This window comes from Nocardia ignorata NBRC 108230, assembly GCF_001612905.1.
GTDB lineage: Bacteria > Actinomycetota > Actinomycetes > Mycobacteriales > Mycobacteriaceae > Nocardia > Nocardia ignorata.
The window spans coordinates 74,755-88,136 of record NZ_BDBI01000031.1 but is presented as its reverse complement, the minus strand read 5'-3'; the positions used below and the strand labels follow the sequence as shown (position 1 = coordinate 88,136).

Below are 13,382 nucleotides of genomic sequence, written 5' to 3'. Positions count from 1 at the left end.
CCGGCACTCACAGTTCATGCACCGATTCACCAACAGGTTGTCCACAGGGCGAGCCTGTGCACAACTTCTCAGCGCAGCGAAAGCTGCTGGCGCCGAGACAGAATCGCGCCGATCACGTGATACGGGGGATAACCGGCGGGCACCTGGGTGCGGACCGCCGCGCACATCGACTCGGCCAGCTTCGTCCCCAGGTGGTGCTGGGCGGCCGGGGTGAGGGTGCGCAGCCTGGTGAGGTACTGCCGTGCGGCCGTCGCGAGGTCGTCGGACAGGCCGGTCGGGTCGAGCTGCGCCGCCCAGCCGGTGAGCCACGGTGGTGCGGCCGCCAGCGCGGGCCGGGGAAGCTGCTGACGGGTGTGCACAACCACCGTGCCCGCGAGCACGTCACCCACGCGCCTGCCCTCGCGTGAGCACAGCGAGGTGATCACCGCGACCGCGCCGAAGCCACCGAGCATCCAGAAGTCGACGATCGCCCCCGCCAACCCACGGGTGAGCGCATGCCGGAAATCCGTCGGGCCAGCATCGGCACGAACGACCCGCAGCCCGAACGCCATCTTCCCCAGGGAACGTCCGCGCGTGAGGGTTTCACTGCACACCGGGTAGCCGACCAGCACGGTCACGATGGTGACCACCGCGAGCACCGACATCCACGCCTCGTCGGCGGCGCTCCACAGCAGCACCAGCATCCCGGCGTAGAACAGGCCGAAGGCCAGCGTCAGCTGCAGCATCAGGTCGAGCAGGAAAGCGCCCGCACGGCTGGGGATGCGCGCGATGGGAAGTTCGAGCGCCACCGCTTCGCCGGTGGTGAATTCGGCCATGTGGCTAGCATTCCCGATATGGACACCGATGCCTACAGCTGGGCGCGTCAACGGTCGTGGTATCGGCTGGATCAGCTGGTCCGTCAGCGCAGGCTCACCGGGGCCGAGGCCGACGAACTGATCGCCCTGTACCGCTCGGCGTCCCAGCAGCTGGCCAAGCTGCAGGGCCATCGGGCCGATCCCGAGCTGCTCGCCGGGCTCAGCGCGCTGCTCGCCCGCGCGCGTGGGCGCGTGCTCGCGGCGCGCGCACAGCCGTGGCGCGAGATGGGCAGATTCTTCACCAGGGGCTTTCCGGCGGCTGTGTACAGAGCGTGGCCGTGGTGGTTGGGGACAACCGCGATCTTCCTGCTCGTCAGCACGGTGATCGCGGTGCTTGTGGACAACTCGGCGGGCGCCCGCGAAGCCCTGGGGATTCCCGAGGGCGATCACTCGATCATCACCGGACCTGGGGGTTCGTTCGAGACCTACTATTCCGAACACCCCAACGACGCCTTCGCCGCCAAGGTGTGGACCCACAATTCCTGGGTCTCGGCCATCGCCTTGTTCACCGGCGTGCTGATCCTCCCGGCTGTGTATGCCCTGTTCATGAACGCGCTGAATCTGGGGATAACCGGTGGATTGATGGCCGACGCCGACCGGCTCGACTCGTTCTTCGGTTTCATCCTTCCGCACGGAACGCTCGAGCTCACGGCGCTGTTCGTGGCGGGCGGCGTCGGTTTGAAGCTCGGCTGGACGCTGGTCGATCCCGGTCGGTCGAGCCGGGCCGCCGCGATGGCCCGGCAGGGCCGGGCGACTGCCACTGTCGCGCTCGGTTTGGTCGCGGTGCTGCTGGTGTGTGGGTTGCTCGAGGGCTTCGTGACGCCGAGCGGCCTGCCCGCGCCCGTGCGCATCGCTCTGGGCTTCCTGGCCGAGGGGTTGTTCCTCGCCTATGTGTTCGTGGTGGGCCGCCGGGTCGCCGAAGAACAGGACGCCGCTTCCGCGCTGCCCGAGGCCATGCCCGATCCGGCCCTGCGATGGCTTCCGAAGGTTCCCACGCGGGTGTGATCACGCATCTGCACGTGCATTTGTGCGGCAGGCAACTCCGAGCACACCCCGGCTGTGAGCCCACTGGGCAATCGACAGCTACATGAGGTTACGAGTTGGTGAACTCCCCCCGATTTGAGTTCCGCTGGCCGCAGCGAGTCGAGCTCGAGCTGCGGCCAGCGTTGCCGTTAACTGTACACAATCGTTATGCCCATGCAACCCCCAACGCGCAGGTTAGGGGTATCGAGTGCGGGTCTGCGAAGACGTGTGAAGCGCCCACTCTCCACAACTACAGCTAACTCCTGGCGCGCCGCCGGTACGGCAATTGCACACACCGGGAATTCACCTTCGGCAAACCTGGGACCGTCTGTCCCACACGTCCGAAGGGGCGGTCCAGGGAATATTGCCGCCCATTGCCCACACCCCCGACCGCACCCCGCGCATAGCCGATAACCTGCGACAACGGCAACCGGATTTCGGTTTGCGCGATACTCGGGGCCTTAAAAGAAACCTTAAGTTTGTTTACAAGGCTGCAAACATGATCAACAACTAGCAATCAGGTCGAATCACCTGCCATGCAGCTACTTACTGCACGGCTGACAAGTTGCGCAGAGCCTCCCGAACGGCGCGAGACGGGCAGTGAAACAGCTGGGAGACGGCCGGATTACCGCGCTGTGATCTTCGCCTCACCGCCCCGGAATGCCGAAGCCCTACGATGACGAGATGACCGGGGTCAAGGACCGTTTGCTCACCATCGTTGCCGGCCAGCTCGGTAATCCGCACGGACCACTCGGCAAGGTGGTGGCCTTGCTCCTCAATCGGGGGAACAAACGCGCCATCGCGGGTGCCGTCGACGGCGCTGCCCCCGCCGCGGGCGCGGATGTGGCCGATATCGGTTTCGGCGGCGGCGCGGGCCTGGCGATGCTGTTGGAGCGAGTGGGCCCGGACGGCGTGGTGCACGGCATCGAACCCTCGCCCGACATGCTCGCCCGCGCCCGTGGCACCTATGCCATGGAGGTGGCCGAGGACCGGCTCGTGCTCGCCGAGGGCACCCTCGCCGCCCTGCCGCTGCCCGATGCGAGCCTGGACGCGGCGATCACGGTGAACACCATCTACTTCCTCGACGATCTGCCCGCCGCGTGTGCCGAACTCGACCGCGTGCTCCGGTCCGGCGGCACGGCCGTGATCGGTATCGGGGATCCGGACGGCATGGCCCGGATGCCTTTCACCCCTTATGGATTCACGCTGCGCCCGGTGGCCGAGGTGACGGGCGCGCTCACCGGTGCCGGTTTCACGGTCGAACAGCGCACCCTTCCCGGCCCGCCCTTCCCCTTCCATCTACTCGTCGCGCGCAAGGAGTGAGCATCGCCGGAAACGACAAAAGGCCCGATCCCGTGGGATCGAGCCTTTTGCTCTCTGTGGGCGAAGGGGGACTTGAACCCCCACGTCCTTACGGACACTGGCACCTGAAGCCAGCGCGTCTGCCATTCCGCCACTCGCCCGAGCGACTCGAAAAATCTAACATGCCCTCCGGCTGAAAATAAAATCGGGCCCCTGACCTGCGGTGATGCGAACGCGTTCGGCTCGGGAACCGGGGCGCCGCGCCGGGAGTTACCTGGTAGGAGGATCGTGGATATCATGCAAGGAACGTGGTCGGGTTCGGACACGCCGTAAAGGGCACTCCGACAGGACGGACACGCGCACCGAAGGGAGGGCTGTGATGGGCATCGTGTCGAGATTCGAACGTCGCTTACAGAGCGCCGTCGGTGACGTGTTCGCGAGGGTGTTCGGCGGCAGCGTCGTTCCCCAGGAGGTAGAGGCCGCGCTGCAGCGCGAAGCCGCAGATCGGATCCAGGAACTGGAGGGCGGGCATCAGCTCGCACCCAACAGTTATGTGATCACGATCAACGAATCAGATTTCGGGAAACTCGACGCAGATCACGACCTGACGACCAAGGCGTTCGCCAAACATCTGCAGGATTACATCCGCGAGCAGGGCTGGCAGACCTACGGCGAAGTGCACGTGGCGTTCGAGGCATCACCTACGCTGCACACCGGAATGTTCAGAGCGAGCGGCCGCGTCGACCCCGACGCCGGTCGCGGGACCGTCCCACCTCGCCCCGGACCGCCACAACGACCCGCACACCCGCAACCAGGAGCTGGCCCCATGACGCACAACTCAGGCTACGAGCCAAGCCGAGAGCCCGCGGAGTCCGATCCACGCAACCGCGGGTACGCACCGCCGCCCGCCGCGCCTGGGGCTCCCTATCCGCCTGCCGACGACTACGGCCGCGGTGGCTACGGCGCGCCCGAGGGCCAGCCCGGCTACGACCCCGCCTACGGCCAGCAGGGCGGCGAGTACCACAACGGGTACGACCAGGCCCCGCAGCCGGGCTACGGTCAGCCCGGGTACGGCCAGCAGGGCTATGCCGAACCCGGTTACGACCAGCAGGGCGGGTACGGCCAGCAGGCCTACAGCCAGCAGGGCGGGTACGGCCAGCCCGGGTACGCCGAGCCGGGTTACGACCAGCAGGGTGGTTACGGTCAGCAGGGTTACGCCGATCCGCAGCAGGCCTACGGCCAGCAACCCGGGTACGGCCAGCAGGGCTACGCCGAACCCGGTTACGACCAGCAGGGCGGCTACGGCCAGAACGGTTACGCCGAGCCCGGCTACGGTCAGTCCTCCGGTTACGGCGCCCAGGCGGCCGGTTACGCCGAGCCCGCTTACGAGGAGCCGGCCGGTTACGGCCAGCAGGGTGGTTACGCCCAGCCGCAAGCCGGTTACGGCCAGCCCGCGGGTGGTTACGGTGCCCCCGCCCAGTCCAGCTACTCGGCCACGCTGCAGCTCGACGACGGCAGCGGCCGCACCTACCAGCTGCGTGAGGGTTCCAACATCATCGGCCGCGGCCAGGACGCGCACTTCCGGCTGCCCGACACCGGTGTGTCGCGCCGCCACATCGAGGTCCGCTGGGACGGCCAGACCGCCATGCTCTCCGACCTGGGTTCCACCAACGGCACGCTGGTCAACGGCTCGCCGGTACAGGACTGGCAGCTCGCCGACGGTGACGTCATCCGGGCCGGACATTCCGAGATCCTGATCAGGATCGTCTGATCCCGTAAGCTGCGCGGTGCAGGTCACGTGTCGACGCCGTCGGCCCTATGATGCTGCCATCACACGCACGGCCCCGACCTCGGGGCCCGCAAGCCAGCACGCTGGTGGGGGTCACTTCGTCCCCTGCCGTACCGACGTACCCGGGCGAACAGGAGGTGGAACGCCGTGCAGGGATTGATCCTGCAATTGACCCGCGCGGGGTTCCTGCTGCTGCTCTGGTTGTTCGTCTGGGCCGTTCTGCGGACCTTGCGCAGCGATATCTACGCGGCATCCGGCATCCGGATACAGCCGAGGGCCGCACGCGGAGCGCGTGGTTCCATCGGTCTGCCATCCCTGAGCCGAGGCCAGAAGGGCGCCAAGTATCTAGTGGTGACTCATGGTTCACTAGCCGGCACTCGGATCACTCTCGGCACGCAGCCGGTCCTCATCGGCCGCGCCGACGATTCGACGCTGGTACTCACCGACGACTACGCCTCGACCAGGCACGCGCGACTGTCTCAGCGTGGTGACGACTGGTACGTGGAAGACCTCGGTTCCACCAACGGCACGTATCTCGACCGCGCGAAAGTCACCACCGCCGTCCGTGTTCCGCTCGGCACTCCTGTCCGGGTCGGCAAAACAGTGATCGAGCTGCGATCGTGACACTTGTTCTGCGCTACACCGCGCGAAGCGACCGCGGACTCGTCCGGGGCAACAACGAGGATTCGGTCTACGCGGGCGCTCGCCTGCTGGCCCTCGCCGACGGTATGGGTGGACACGCCGCCGGTGAAGTCGCCTCCCAGTTGATGATCGCCGCGCTGGCGCATCTCGACGACGACGAACCCGGCGAGGACATCCTCGGCAAGCTCGACCGCGCCACCCGTTCCGGCAACGCCGCCATCGCCGACCACGTCGAGGCCGAACCCGAACTCGACGGCATGGGCACCACGCTCACCGCCATCCTGTTCGCGGGTCGCAAGCTCGGCATGGTGCACATCGGCGACTCGCGCGCCTACATGCTGCGCGACGGCGAACTCACCCAGATCACCCGCGACGACACCTTTGTGCAGTCGCTGGTCGACGAGGGCAGGATCACGCCCGAGCAGGCACACACCCACCCGCAACGATCGCTCATCATGCGTGCCCTCACCGGCAACGAGATCGAGCCGACGCTCATCATGCGCGAAGCCCGCGCCGGTGACCGGTATCTGCTGTGCTCCGACGGACTCTCCGACGTGGTGAGCGACGAGACCATCGGCAACACCATGCGCGAGGGCAATACCGACGAGTGCGCCGACCGGCTCATCGAATTGGCTTTGCGCTCAGGCGGTCCCGACAACGTCACCGTTGTCGTCGCCGATGTGATCGACCTCGACTACGGGCAGAGTCATCCGATCGTCGCCGGTGCCGCCTCCACCGAGGAGGAGGAAGACGCGCCGCCGCCGAACACCGCGGCCGGTCGCGCCGCCGCCATGCGTCCGCCGCGCGCCCAGCCGCGCCGGGCCGCCGCCGCTCCCCCGCCGCCCGAGACCAAGTCGCACAAGCTGCGCTGGCTGCTGCTGTCGGTCGCCTTGATCGTCGCCGTCGCGGTGGGACTCGTGGTGGGCTACAAGATGATTCGCAGCAACTACTATGTGGGCGCCGACAACGATCAGGTGGTCGTGATGCGCGGCCTGCCCGGTTCGATCCTCGGTTACGCCATCCACGACGTGGAGCTCACCGCCTGCGTGAACAGCAAGAACGAGATCACGCTGCTCGAGGTCGGCGCCACCGCCCCCAACGGCTGCAAGAAGCTGATGGTCAGCGATCTCAAGCAGACCGGCCGCGACCAGGTGGAGCGCAGCCTGCCGCCGGATTCGCTGGCCCAGGCCCGCGAAAGCATGCGCCGACTCACCGGCGAGGTCCTCGACCCGTGCCCCAAGAAGGAATCGGTGCCGCAGCCGGGTGTGCTGCCCACCGAGGTTCCCCCTGCCACCCCGGCACCCGCGCCCGGCCCCGGTGACCAGCCCGCCACGGCGACACCGACGCCTGCCCCGACCACTACGCCCGCCCCGACACCTTCCCCGCAGATCTCAGGGGAGAACTGCCGGGTGACGGACTGATGTCCGCACCGGCACCACCGTCGGCGGGGGCTTTCCCGAGTCCCCCAGGCGGATTCGCGCCCGCACCGCCGCCCTCGACGCGGCGGAATCAGGAGCTGCTGCTGCTGGCGGGCGCGGCGGGTATCACGACGGTGTCGTTGTTCATCGTCGAGGCGAGCCAGGAACAGTCGATCACCTGGGACATCGCCAAGTACGGTGTGGCGTTCCTCGCGCTGTTCGGGGTGGCGCATCTGGCGGTTCGCCGGTTCGCGCCGTTCGCCGACCCACTACTGCTACCGATCGTGGCGCTGCTCAACGGTCTCGGTCTCGTCCTGATCCACCGCCTCGACCTCGCCGACGCGCAGCAGGCGGCATACGACTCGAGCCCCATCCCGTCCCCGGACGCCAACCAGCAGATCATGTGGACCGGCCTGGGCATCGTGGTGTTCATCAGCCTGCTCATCGTGTTGCGTGACTACCGCACGCTGGCGCGCTACACCTACACACTAGGCCTGGTCGGACTGATCGCGTTGGCGATTCCGGCACTGTTGCCGAGCCGGTTCTCCGAAGTCAACGGCGCCAAGATCTGGATCAAGCTCCCCGGATTCAGTGTGCAGCCGGGCGAATTCGCCAAGATCCTGCTCATCATCTTCTTCGCGGGTGTGCTCGTCGCCCAGCGTGACCTGTTCACCGCCGCGGGCAAGCATTTCCTGGGCATGGAGTTCCCGCGTCCGCGCGACCTCGGTCCGGTGCTGATCGTGTGGGTCGTGTGCATCGGTGTGCTCGTGCTCGAAAAGGACCTCGGCACCTCGCTGCTGATCTTCGGCACGGTGCTGGTGATGCTCTACATCGCGACCGAACGGGTGGGCTGGTTGCTCATCGGCGGCGGCCTGCTCGCGCTCGGCTTCGTGTTCGCCTACCAGCTGTTCGGGCATGTGCGCGTGCGCGTCGACACCTGGCTGCACCCGTTCGACGACTACCACAACACCGGCTACCAGATCTCCCAGTCGCTGTTCGGTTTCGCCACCGGCGGCCTGGCGGGCACGGGTCTCGGCAGCGGGCGCCCGCAGCAGGTGCCGTTCGCCAAGACCGACTTCATCGTCACGACCATCGGTGAGGAACTCGGCCTGATCGGTCTGGCCGCCGTGCTGATGCTGTTCCTGATCTTCATCGTGCGTGGGCTGCGCACCGCGCTCGCCGTGCGCGACAGTTTCGGCAAGCTGCTCGCGGCGGGTCTGTCGTTCACCATCGCCATCCAGATCTTCGTGGTGGTCGGCGGCGTCACCAAGCTGATCCCGCTGACGGGTCTGACCACACCGTTCATCTCCTACGGTGGCTCCTCGCTGCTGGCCAACTACGCGCTGCTCGGGTTGCTGATCAAGATCTCCGACGCCGCCCGCGCGCCCGCGCCGACCCGCAAACGCGCACCGGCGCCGATCGCCGAGGCGTCGACCGAGTTGTTGCGCAGGTCGGAAGGCAGGGCGAGCGCATGAACACTCCACTACGCCGGGTCGCCGTCGCCGTGATGGTGATGGTCGTCGCGCTCCTGGTGAACGCCACCTATCTGCAGGTGGTCAAGGCCGACGACCTGCGCGCCGACCCGCGCAACGTGCGCGTGCTGCTCGACGAGTACTCGCGCCAGCGCGGCCAGATCTCGGCGGGCGGCACCGTGCTCGCGGGGTCGGTGGCCACCGACGACCGGTACAAGTACCTGCGCCAATACCCGAGCAGCCCACCGGCTTACGCGCCCGTCACCGGCTTCTACTCGATGCAGTACGGCAAGACCGGGATCGAGCTGGCCGAGGACCCGTTGCTCTCGGGCAACGACTCGAGCCTGTTCGGGCGCAGGCTCGTCGACATGTTCTCCGGCCGCGACCCGCGCGGCGCCAATGTGATCACCACCTTGAACCCGGTGATGCAGCAGGTGGCCTACGACGAGATGACGGCCAAGGGCTACACCGGTTCGGTGGTGGCGATCGAGCCGAGCACCGGCAAGATCCTGACGATGGTCTCCACCCCGAGCTACGACCCCAACGAACTGTCGGGCCACGACGGCGCGGCCGGGCGGGCGGCGTGGGACCGGCTCAAGAACGACCCGTCCCAGCCGATGCTCAATCGCGCGGTCTCGCAGACCTATCCGCCCGGTTCCACGTTCAAGGCCGTGGTCACCGCCGCCGCGCTGGCCAACGGTGTGAGTGTGGACGACCAGTTCACCGCCGCCCCCAACATCACCCTGCCCGGCACCAGGACCACGCTGGAGAACTACAACGGCGCCACCTGCGGCGACCAGCCGACCGCCTCGCTCACCGAGGCCTTCCGGCGGTCCTGCAACACCGCGTTCGTCGAGCTGGGGATGAAGGTCGGCGCCGCCGAACTCAAGGACCAGGCCGCGGCCTTCGGGATCGGCCCGCACCGCGGTGTCCCGATCCCGGTCGCCGAGTCGACGGTCGGGCCGATCCCCGACAACGCGGCTCTCGGCCAGAGCAGCATCGGTCAGCGCGATGTCGCGGTGACCCCGCTCGACGTCGCCGTGATCGCCGCGACCATCGCCAACGGCGGCTCCCGGATGCAGCCGTACCTGGTGGACCAGACACAGGCTCCCGACCTGTCGGAGCTGAGTGTGACCGAGCCCTTCTCGGTGGGCCAGGCCGTGAGTCCACAGGTAGCGTCGAGCCTGGTGAACCTGATGATCGCCTCCGAAGCCAACACCGCGGGCGGCGGCCGGTCGCCGTACCAGATCGCGTCCAAGACCGGCACGGCCGAACACGGCAGCAATCCCCGTAACACCCCGCCGCATGCCTGGTATATGGCCTTCGCGCCCGCGCAGAACCCGAAGATCGCCATCGCGGTGATCGTCGAGAACGGCGGCGACCGGGCGCTGGCGGCGACCGGCGGCTCGGTGGCCGCACCGATCGCCAGGTCGGTACTGGACGCGGGCCTGGCAGGGGGCTGAACGAAATGAGTGTGCGAGTGACAACACGGGGGCCCCGATGCTGAACAACGGCGCCATGATCGCCGACCGCTACCGCCTGCAGCGGCTCATCGCCACCGGCGGTATGGGCCAGGTGTGGGAAGCGATGGACACCCGGCTCGACCGCCGGGTGGCGGTCAAGGTCCTCAAGACCGAGTTCTCCGCCGACCCGACGTTCCGTCAGCGGTTCCGGGTCGAAGCACGCACCACCGCGCAGCTCAACGCGCCGGGGATCGCGGGCATCTACGACTACGGCGAGACCACCGACCCGTCCGGCGGCGAAACCGCCTACCTGGTGATGGAGCTGGTGCAGGGCGAACCGCTCAACGCCGTGCTCAACCGCATGGGCAGGCTCTCGGTGATCCAGGGCCTCGACATGCTCGAGCAGACCGGACGCGCGCTCGAGGTGGCCCACGCCGCGGGTGTGGTGCACCGCGACGTGAAGCCGGGCAACATCCTGGTGACGCCGACCGGTCAGGTGAAGATCACCGACTTCGGCATCGCCAAGGCCGTCGACGCTTCGCCGGTGACCAAGACCGGCATGGTGATGGGCACCGCCCAGTACATCGCGCCCGAACAGGCCGTCGGCGAGGACGCCACCGCCGCCTCCGACGTGTACTCCCTCGGTGTGGTCGGGTACGAGGCGCTGGCAGGCGTCCGCCCGTTCACCGGTGAGGGCGCGATCACCGTCGCCATGAAGCACGTGCGCGACGCGCCGCCGCCGCTGCCCGCCGATCTGCCCGCCAATGTGCACGAGCTGATCGCGATCACCATGGCCAAGGATCCGGCGCAGCGCTACCGCAGCGGTGGCGAGTTCGCCGATGCCGTGGCCGCCGTGCGCGCCGGGCACATGCCGCCCGTACCCGGTGGTGCCGCCGCGTCGATGACCGGGGCGACCCGCGTGCTGCCCCCCGGCCCCACCACCGTGATTCCGGCCGCCGATTACGACGGCGCGACCATGCGTTTCGGTAATCAGCCGCCGACCGGCGGATACGCGGGCCCGGCCACGCAGGCCGCCCCGCCCGCCGCCGTCGCCGCGACCAACGATGCCAAGAACAACCAGAAATGGCTGATCGCGCTCGGGGTGGGTGCGCTGCTGCTCGGCGGTGGCGTGATCTGGCTGCTGTTCGGCGGCGAACCCAACCGCGACACCGGCCCGACCACAACCACCGTGCAGACCACCGCCCCGGTTGCCCCGCCCGTGACGACCACCCGTCCGCTGCCGCCGCCGGTCACCTCCGAGGAACCCGCGCCGACGCAACCCGACCGCCCGACGACGACCACGCCGGAACCGACGACGACCACGGAACCGCCGACCACCACGCCGGAACCGACGACGACCAAACCGGAACCGACTACCACCGTCCCCAAGACGACCAAACCCGCGCCGACCACCACGAAACCGGCGGCGGCGACCACCACCCGGGACAAGCCGCGTATCCCCACCTTCGATCTACCATTTCCGAATGAGGACAACGCCGTAGGCCCGAACATAGGACAGCAATGACCACCCCGAAGAATCTCTCCTCGCGGTACGAGCTGGGCGAGATCATCGGGTTCGGCGGCATGTCGGAGGTGCACAAGGCCCGCGACGTGCGCCTCTCGCGCGACGTCGCGATCAAGGTGCTGCGCGCCGACCTGGCCCGCGACCCAACGTTCTACCTGCGCTTCAAGCGCGAGGCACAGAACGCGGCCGCGCTGAACCACCCGGCCATCGTCGCCGTCTACGACACCGGCGAGGCCACCGTCGACGACGGGCCGCTGCCCTACATCGTCATGGAATACGTCGAAGGCGACACCCTGCGCGACATCGTGCGCGGCAAGGGTCCGCTGGCGCCGCGCAAGGCGATGGAGATCGTCGCCGATGTCTGCGCCGCACTCGACTTCAGCCACAAGGCGGGCATCGTCCACCGGGACATGAAGCCCGCCAACATCATGATCAACCGCGCGGGCGCGGTGAAGGTGATGGACTTCGGCATCGCGCGCGCGATCGCCGACAGCTCCAACCCGATGACCCAGACCGCCGCCGTGATCGGTACGGCGCAATACCTTTCCCCCGAGCAGGCGCGCGGCGAGACCGTCGACGCGCGCTCGGACGTGTACTCGGTCGGCTGTGTGCTGTTCGAAATCCTCACCGGTCAGCCACCTTTCACCGGTGATTCGCCGGTCGCGGTCGCCTATCAGCATGTGAAAGAAGACCCGCCGCTGCCGTCGTCGGTGAATCCGGCGGTCCCGCGCGAGCTCGATTCGGTGATCCTCAAGGCGATGGCCAAGAACCCGGCCAACCGCTACCAGACCGCCGCGGAGATGCGCGCCGATCTGATTCGGGTGCTCGGCGGGCAGAAGCCGAGCGCGCCGATGGTGATGAACGACGAGGACTACGCCGGCTACGACGAGCCCGCGCCGCGCCGGTTCCACGACCGCGACGACACCTCCGAACACCCCGCCGTCGGCCCGCCCGCCGAGCAGGGCAATCGCACCGGTTTGATCGCGCTCGGCGTCGCCGCGGCGCTCGCCGTCGCGTTCGGCATGTTCTGGGTGCTGATCGGTCCGGGCAGCAAGCCCGACCAGGTCGCGGTGCCCGACCTGTCCGGCAAGACCGCGCAGCAGGCCGAATCCGAGCTCGTCAAGGCCGGTTTCAGCGTGGCCGTGCAGCAGAAACCGGACGGCAAGGTCGCGCCGGGCAATGTGATCGCCACCCAGCCGCTCGGCGGGTCGCGCATCGACGAGGGCAGCACCGTCACCCTGCAGGTGTCGACCGGACCCGCGCAAGTCGCGGTGCCGCGCATCCTCGGGATGACCCAGGCCGAGGCCGAGCAGGCGCTGAATTCGACCGGACTGCAGATGGATCCGAACGTGCAGCGGCGCGCCTCCAGCGTCGCCGACACCGACCGGGTGATCGGGCAGGAACCGACCGCGGGCGTGCGCATCGACATCGAGCAGCCGATCGTCATCGTTATCGGCAGCGGGCCCGAACAGGTCCGGGTACCCGATGTGGTCGGTCAGGACATCTCCGTCGCCGAACCGAACCTCACCGTGAGCGCCGGATTCAAGGTGGAGGTCAAGGAGGTGCTCTCGCCCCAACCGAAGGGCCAGGTGCTCTCCACGAGCCCGGCGGGCGGCAGCAACGCGGAGAAGGGCTCGACCATCACCGTGCAGGTGTCCCTCGGCGACCGCATCACCGTTCCGGACCTGACCGGGCTCACCCCCACCCAGGCCCAGGAGAAGTTGCGCGCGCAGGGCTGGACCGGTCAGCTCAGCCAGACGACGGTCATCACCCTCGACGGCAGCGCCTCGGGCAAGGTCGTGGGGCAGAACCCGCCGGCGGGCACCTCGGTGACGATGAGCGGAAACGTGATCCTGCAGGTAGGCGCCTCACCCATTCCACGGTGAGGCCCACG

General features: G+C 68.1%; 10 protein-coding genes and 1 tRNA gene. 9 read left to right on the top strand and 2 right to left on the bottom strand.

Annotation, left to right across the window (positions count from 1 at the left end):
• Positions 1–68: 68 nt before the first annotated feature.
• Positions 69–815: an RDD family protein gene (locus tag NI2_RS25065; RefSeq protein WP_067495189.1), complete on the bottom strand. Its 747-nt coding sequence runs from the start codon at positions 813–815 to the stop codon at positions 69–71.
• 18 nt (positions 816–833) lie between these two features.
• Between NI2_RS25065 and NI2_RS25060 the strand changes: the two genes are divergently transcribed.
• Positions 834–1,859 (top strand): stage II sporulation protein M, encoded by a 1,026-nt coding sequence (locus NI2_RS25060; RefSeq protein ID WP_067495186.1) that lies wholly within the window; start codon positions 834–836, stop codon positions 1,857–1,859.
• A gap of 702 nt (positions 1,860–2,561) precedes the next feature.
• Entirely contained in the window at positions 2,562–3,200 is a 639-nt protein-coding gene (locus NI2_RS25055; protein WP_067495445.1) for a class I SAM-dependent methyltransferase, read from the top strand.
• 57 nt (positions 3,201–3,257) lie between these two features.
• Here NI2_RS25055 and NI2_RS25050 read toward each other — a convergent pair.
• Positions 3,258–3,340, bottom strand: a tRNA-Leu gene (locus tag NI2_RS25050).
• A gap of 218 nt (positions 3,341–3,558) precedes the next feature.
• Between NI2_RS25050 and NI2_RS25045 the strand changes: the two genes are divergently transcribed.
• The 7 genes from NI2_RS25045 (at position 3,559) to pknB (ending at position 13,374) form a co-directional block, all read left to right on the top strand.
• A complete protein-coding gene (locus tag NI2_RS25045; RefSeq protein WP_067495183.1) occupies positions 3,559–4,950 on the top strand; it encodes an FHA domain-containing protein in 1,392 nt (463 codons plus the stop codon).
• A gap of 165 nt (positions 4,951–5,115) precedes the next feature.
• Positions 5,116–5,592 (top strand): FHA domain-containing protein FhaB/FipA, encoded by a 477-nt coding sequence (locus NI2_RS25040; protein ID WP_067495180.1) that lies wholly within the window; start codon positions 5,116–5,118, stop codon positions 5,590–5,592.
• The gene (locus NI2_RS25035; RefSeq protein WP_067495178.1) at positions 5,589–7,031 is read left to right on the top strand and encodes a PP2C family protein-serine/threonine phosphatase; all 1,443 of its coding nucleotides are present in this window, start codon (positions 5,589–5,591) and stop codon (positions 7,029–7,031) included. Before NI2_RS25040 ends, NI2_RS25035 begins: the two co-directional genes overlap by 4 nt.
• The gene (locus NI2_RS25030; protein ID WP_067495175.1) at positions 7,031–8,503 is read left to right on the top strand and encodes an FtsW/RodA/SpoVE family cell cycle protein; all 1,473 of its coding nucleotides are present in this window, start codon (positions 7,031–7,033) and stop codon (positions 8,501–8,503) included. The genes NI2_RS25035 and NI2_RS25030 overlap by 1 nt, the downstream gene beginning before the upstream one ends.
• Positions 8,500–9,963, top strand: a complete 1,464-nt coding sequence (locus tag NI2_RS25025; RefSeq protein ID WP_067495172.1) for a peptidoglycan D,D-transpeptidase FtsI family protein — start codon at positions 8,500–8,502, stop codon at positions 9,961–9,963. The genes NI2_RS25030 and NI2_RS25025 overlap by 4 nt, the downstream gene beginning before the upstream one ends.
• A gap of 37 nt (positions 9,964–10,000) precedes the next feature.
• Positions 10,001–11,488: a serine/threonine-protein kinase gene (locus NI2_RS25020; protein ID WP_067495169.1), complete on the top strand. Its 1,488-nt coding sequence runs from the start codon at positions 10,001–10,003 to the stop codon at positions 11,486–11,488.
• Positions 11,485–13,374 carry a Stk1 family PASTA domain-containing Ser/Thr kinase gene (gene pknB / locus NI2_RS25015; RefSeq protein WP_067495166.1) on the top strand — a complete coding sequence of 630 codons (1,890 nt, stop codon included), beginning with the start codon at positions 11,485–11,487 and terminating at the stop codon, positions 13,372–13,374. The genes NI2_RS25020 and pknB overlap by 4 nt, the downstream gene beginning before the upstream one ends.
• Positions 13,375–13,382: the final 8 nt, after the last annotated feature.

Excerpts from the sequence above, each read along its gene's own strand:
- NI2_RS25055 (WP_067495445.1), top strand. The coding sequence starts at position 2,562 with ATGACCGGGGTCAAGGACCGTTTGCTCACCATCGTTGCCGGCCAGCTC.
- NI2_RS25045 (WP_067495183.1), top strand. The coding sequence starts at position 3,559 with ATGGGCATCGTGTCGAGATTCGAACGTCGCTTACAGAGCGCCGTCGGT.
- NI2_RS25025 (WP_067495172.1), top strand. The coding sequence starts at position 8,500 with ATGAACACTCCACTACGCCGGGTCGCCGTCGCCGTGATGGTGATGGTC.
- NI2_RS25065 (WP_067495189.1), bottom strand. The coding sequence starts at position 815 with ATGGCCGAATTCACCACCGGCGAAGCGGTGGCGCTCGAACTTCCCATC.
- NI2_RS25030 (WP_067495175.1), top strand. The coding sequence starts at position 7,031 with ATGTCCGCACCGGCACCACCGTCGGCGGGGGCTTTCCCGAGTCCCCCA.
- NI2_RS25020 (WP_067495169.1), top strand. The coding sequence starts at position 10,001 with ATGCTGAACAACGGCGCCATGATCGCCGACCGCTACCGCCTGCAGCGG.
- pknB (WP_067495166.1), top strand. The coding sequence starts at position 11,485 with ATGACCACCCCGAAGAATCTCTCCTCGCGGTACGAGCTGGGCGAGATC.
- NI2_RS25060 (WP_067495186.1), top strand. The coding sequence starts at position 834 with ATGGACACCGATGCCTACAGCTGGGCGCGTCAACGGTCGTGGTATCGG.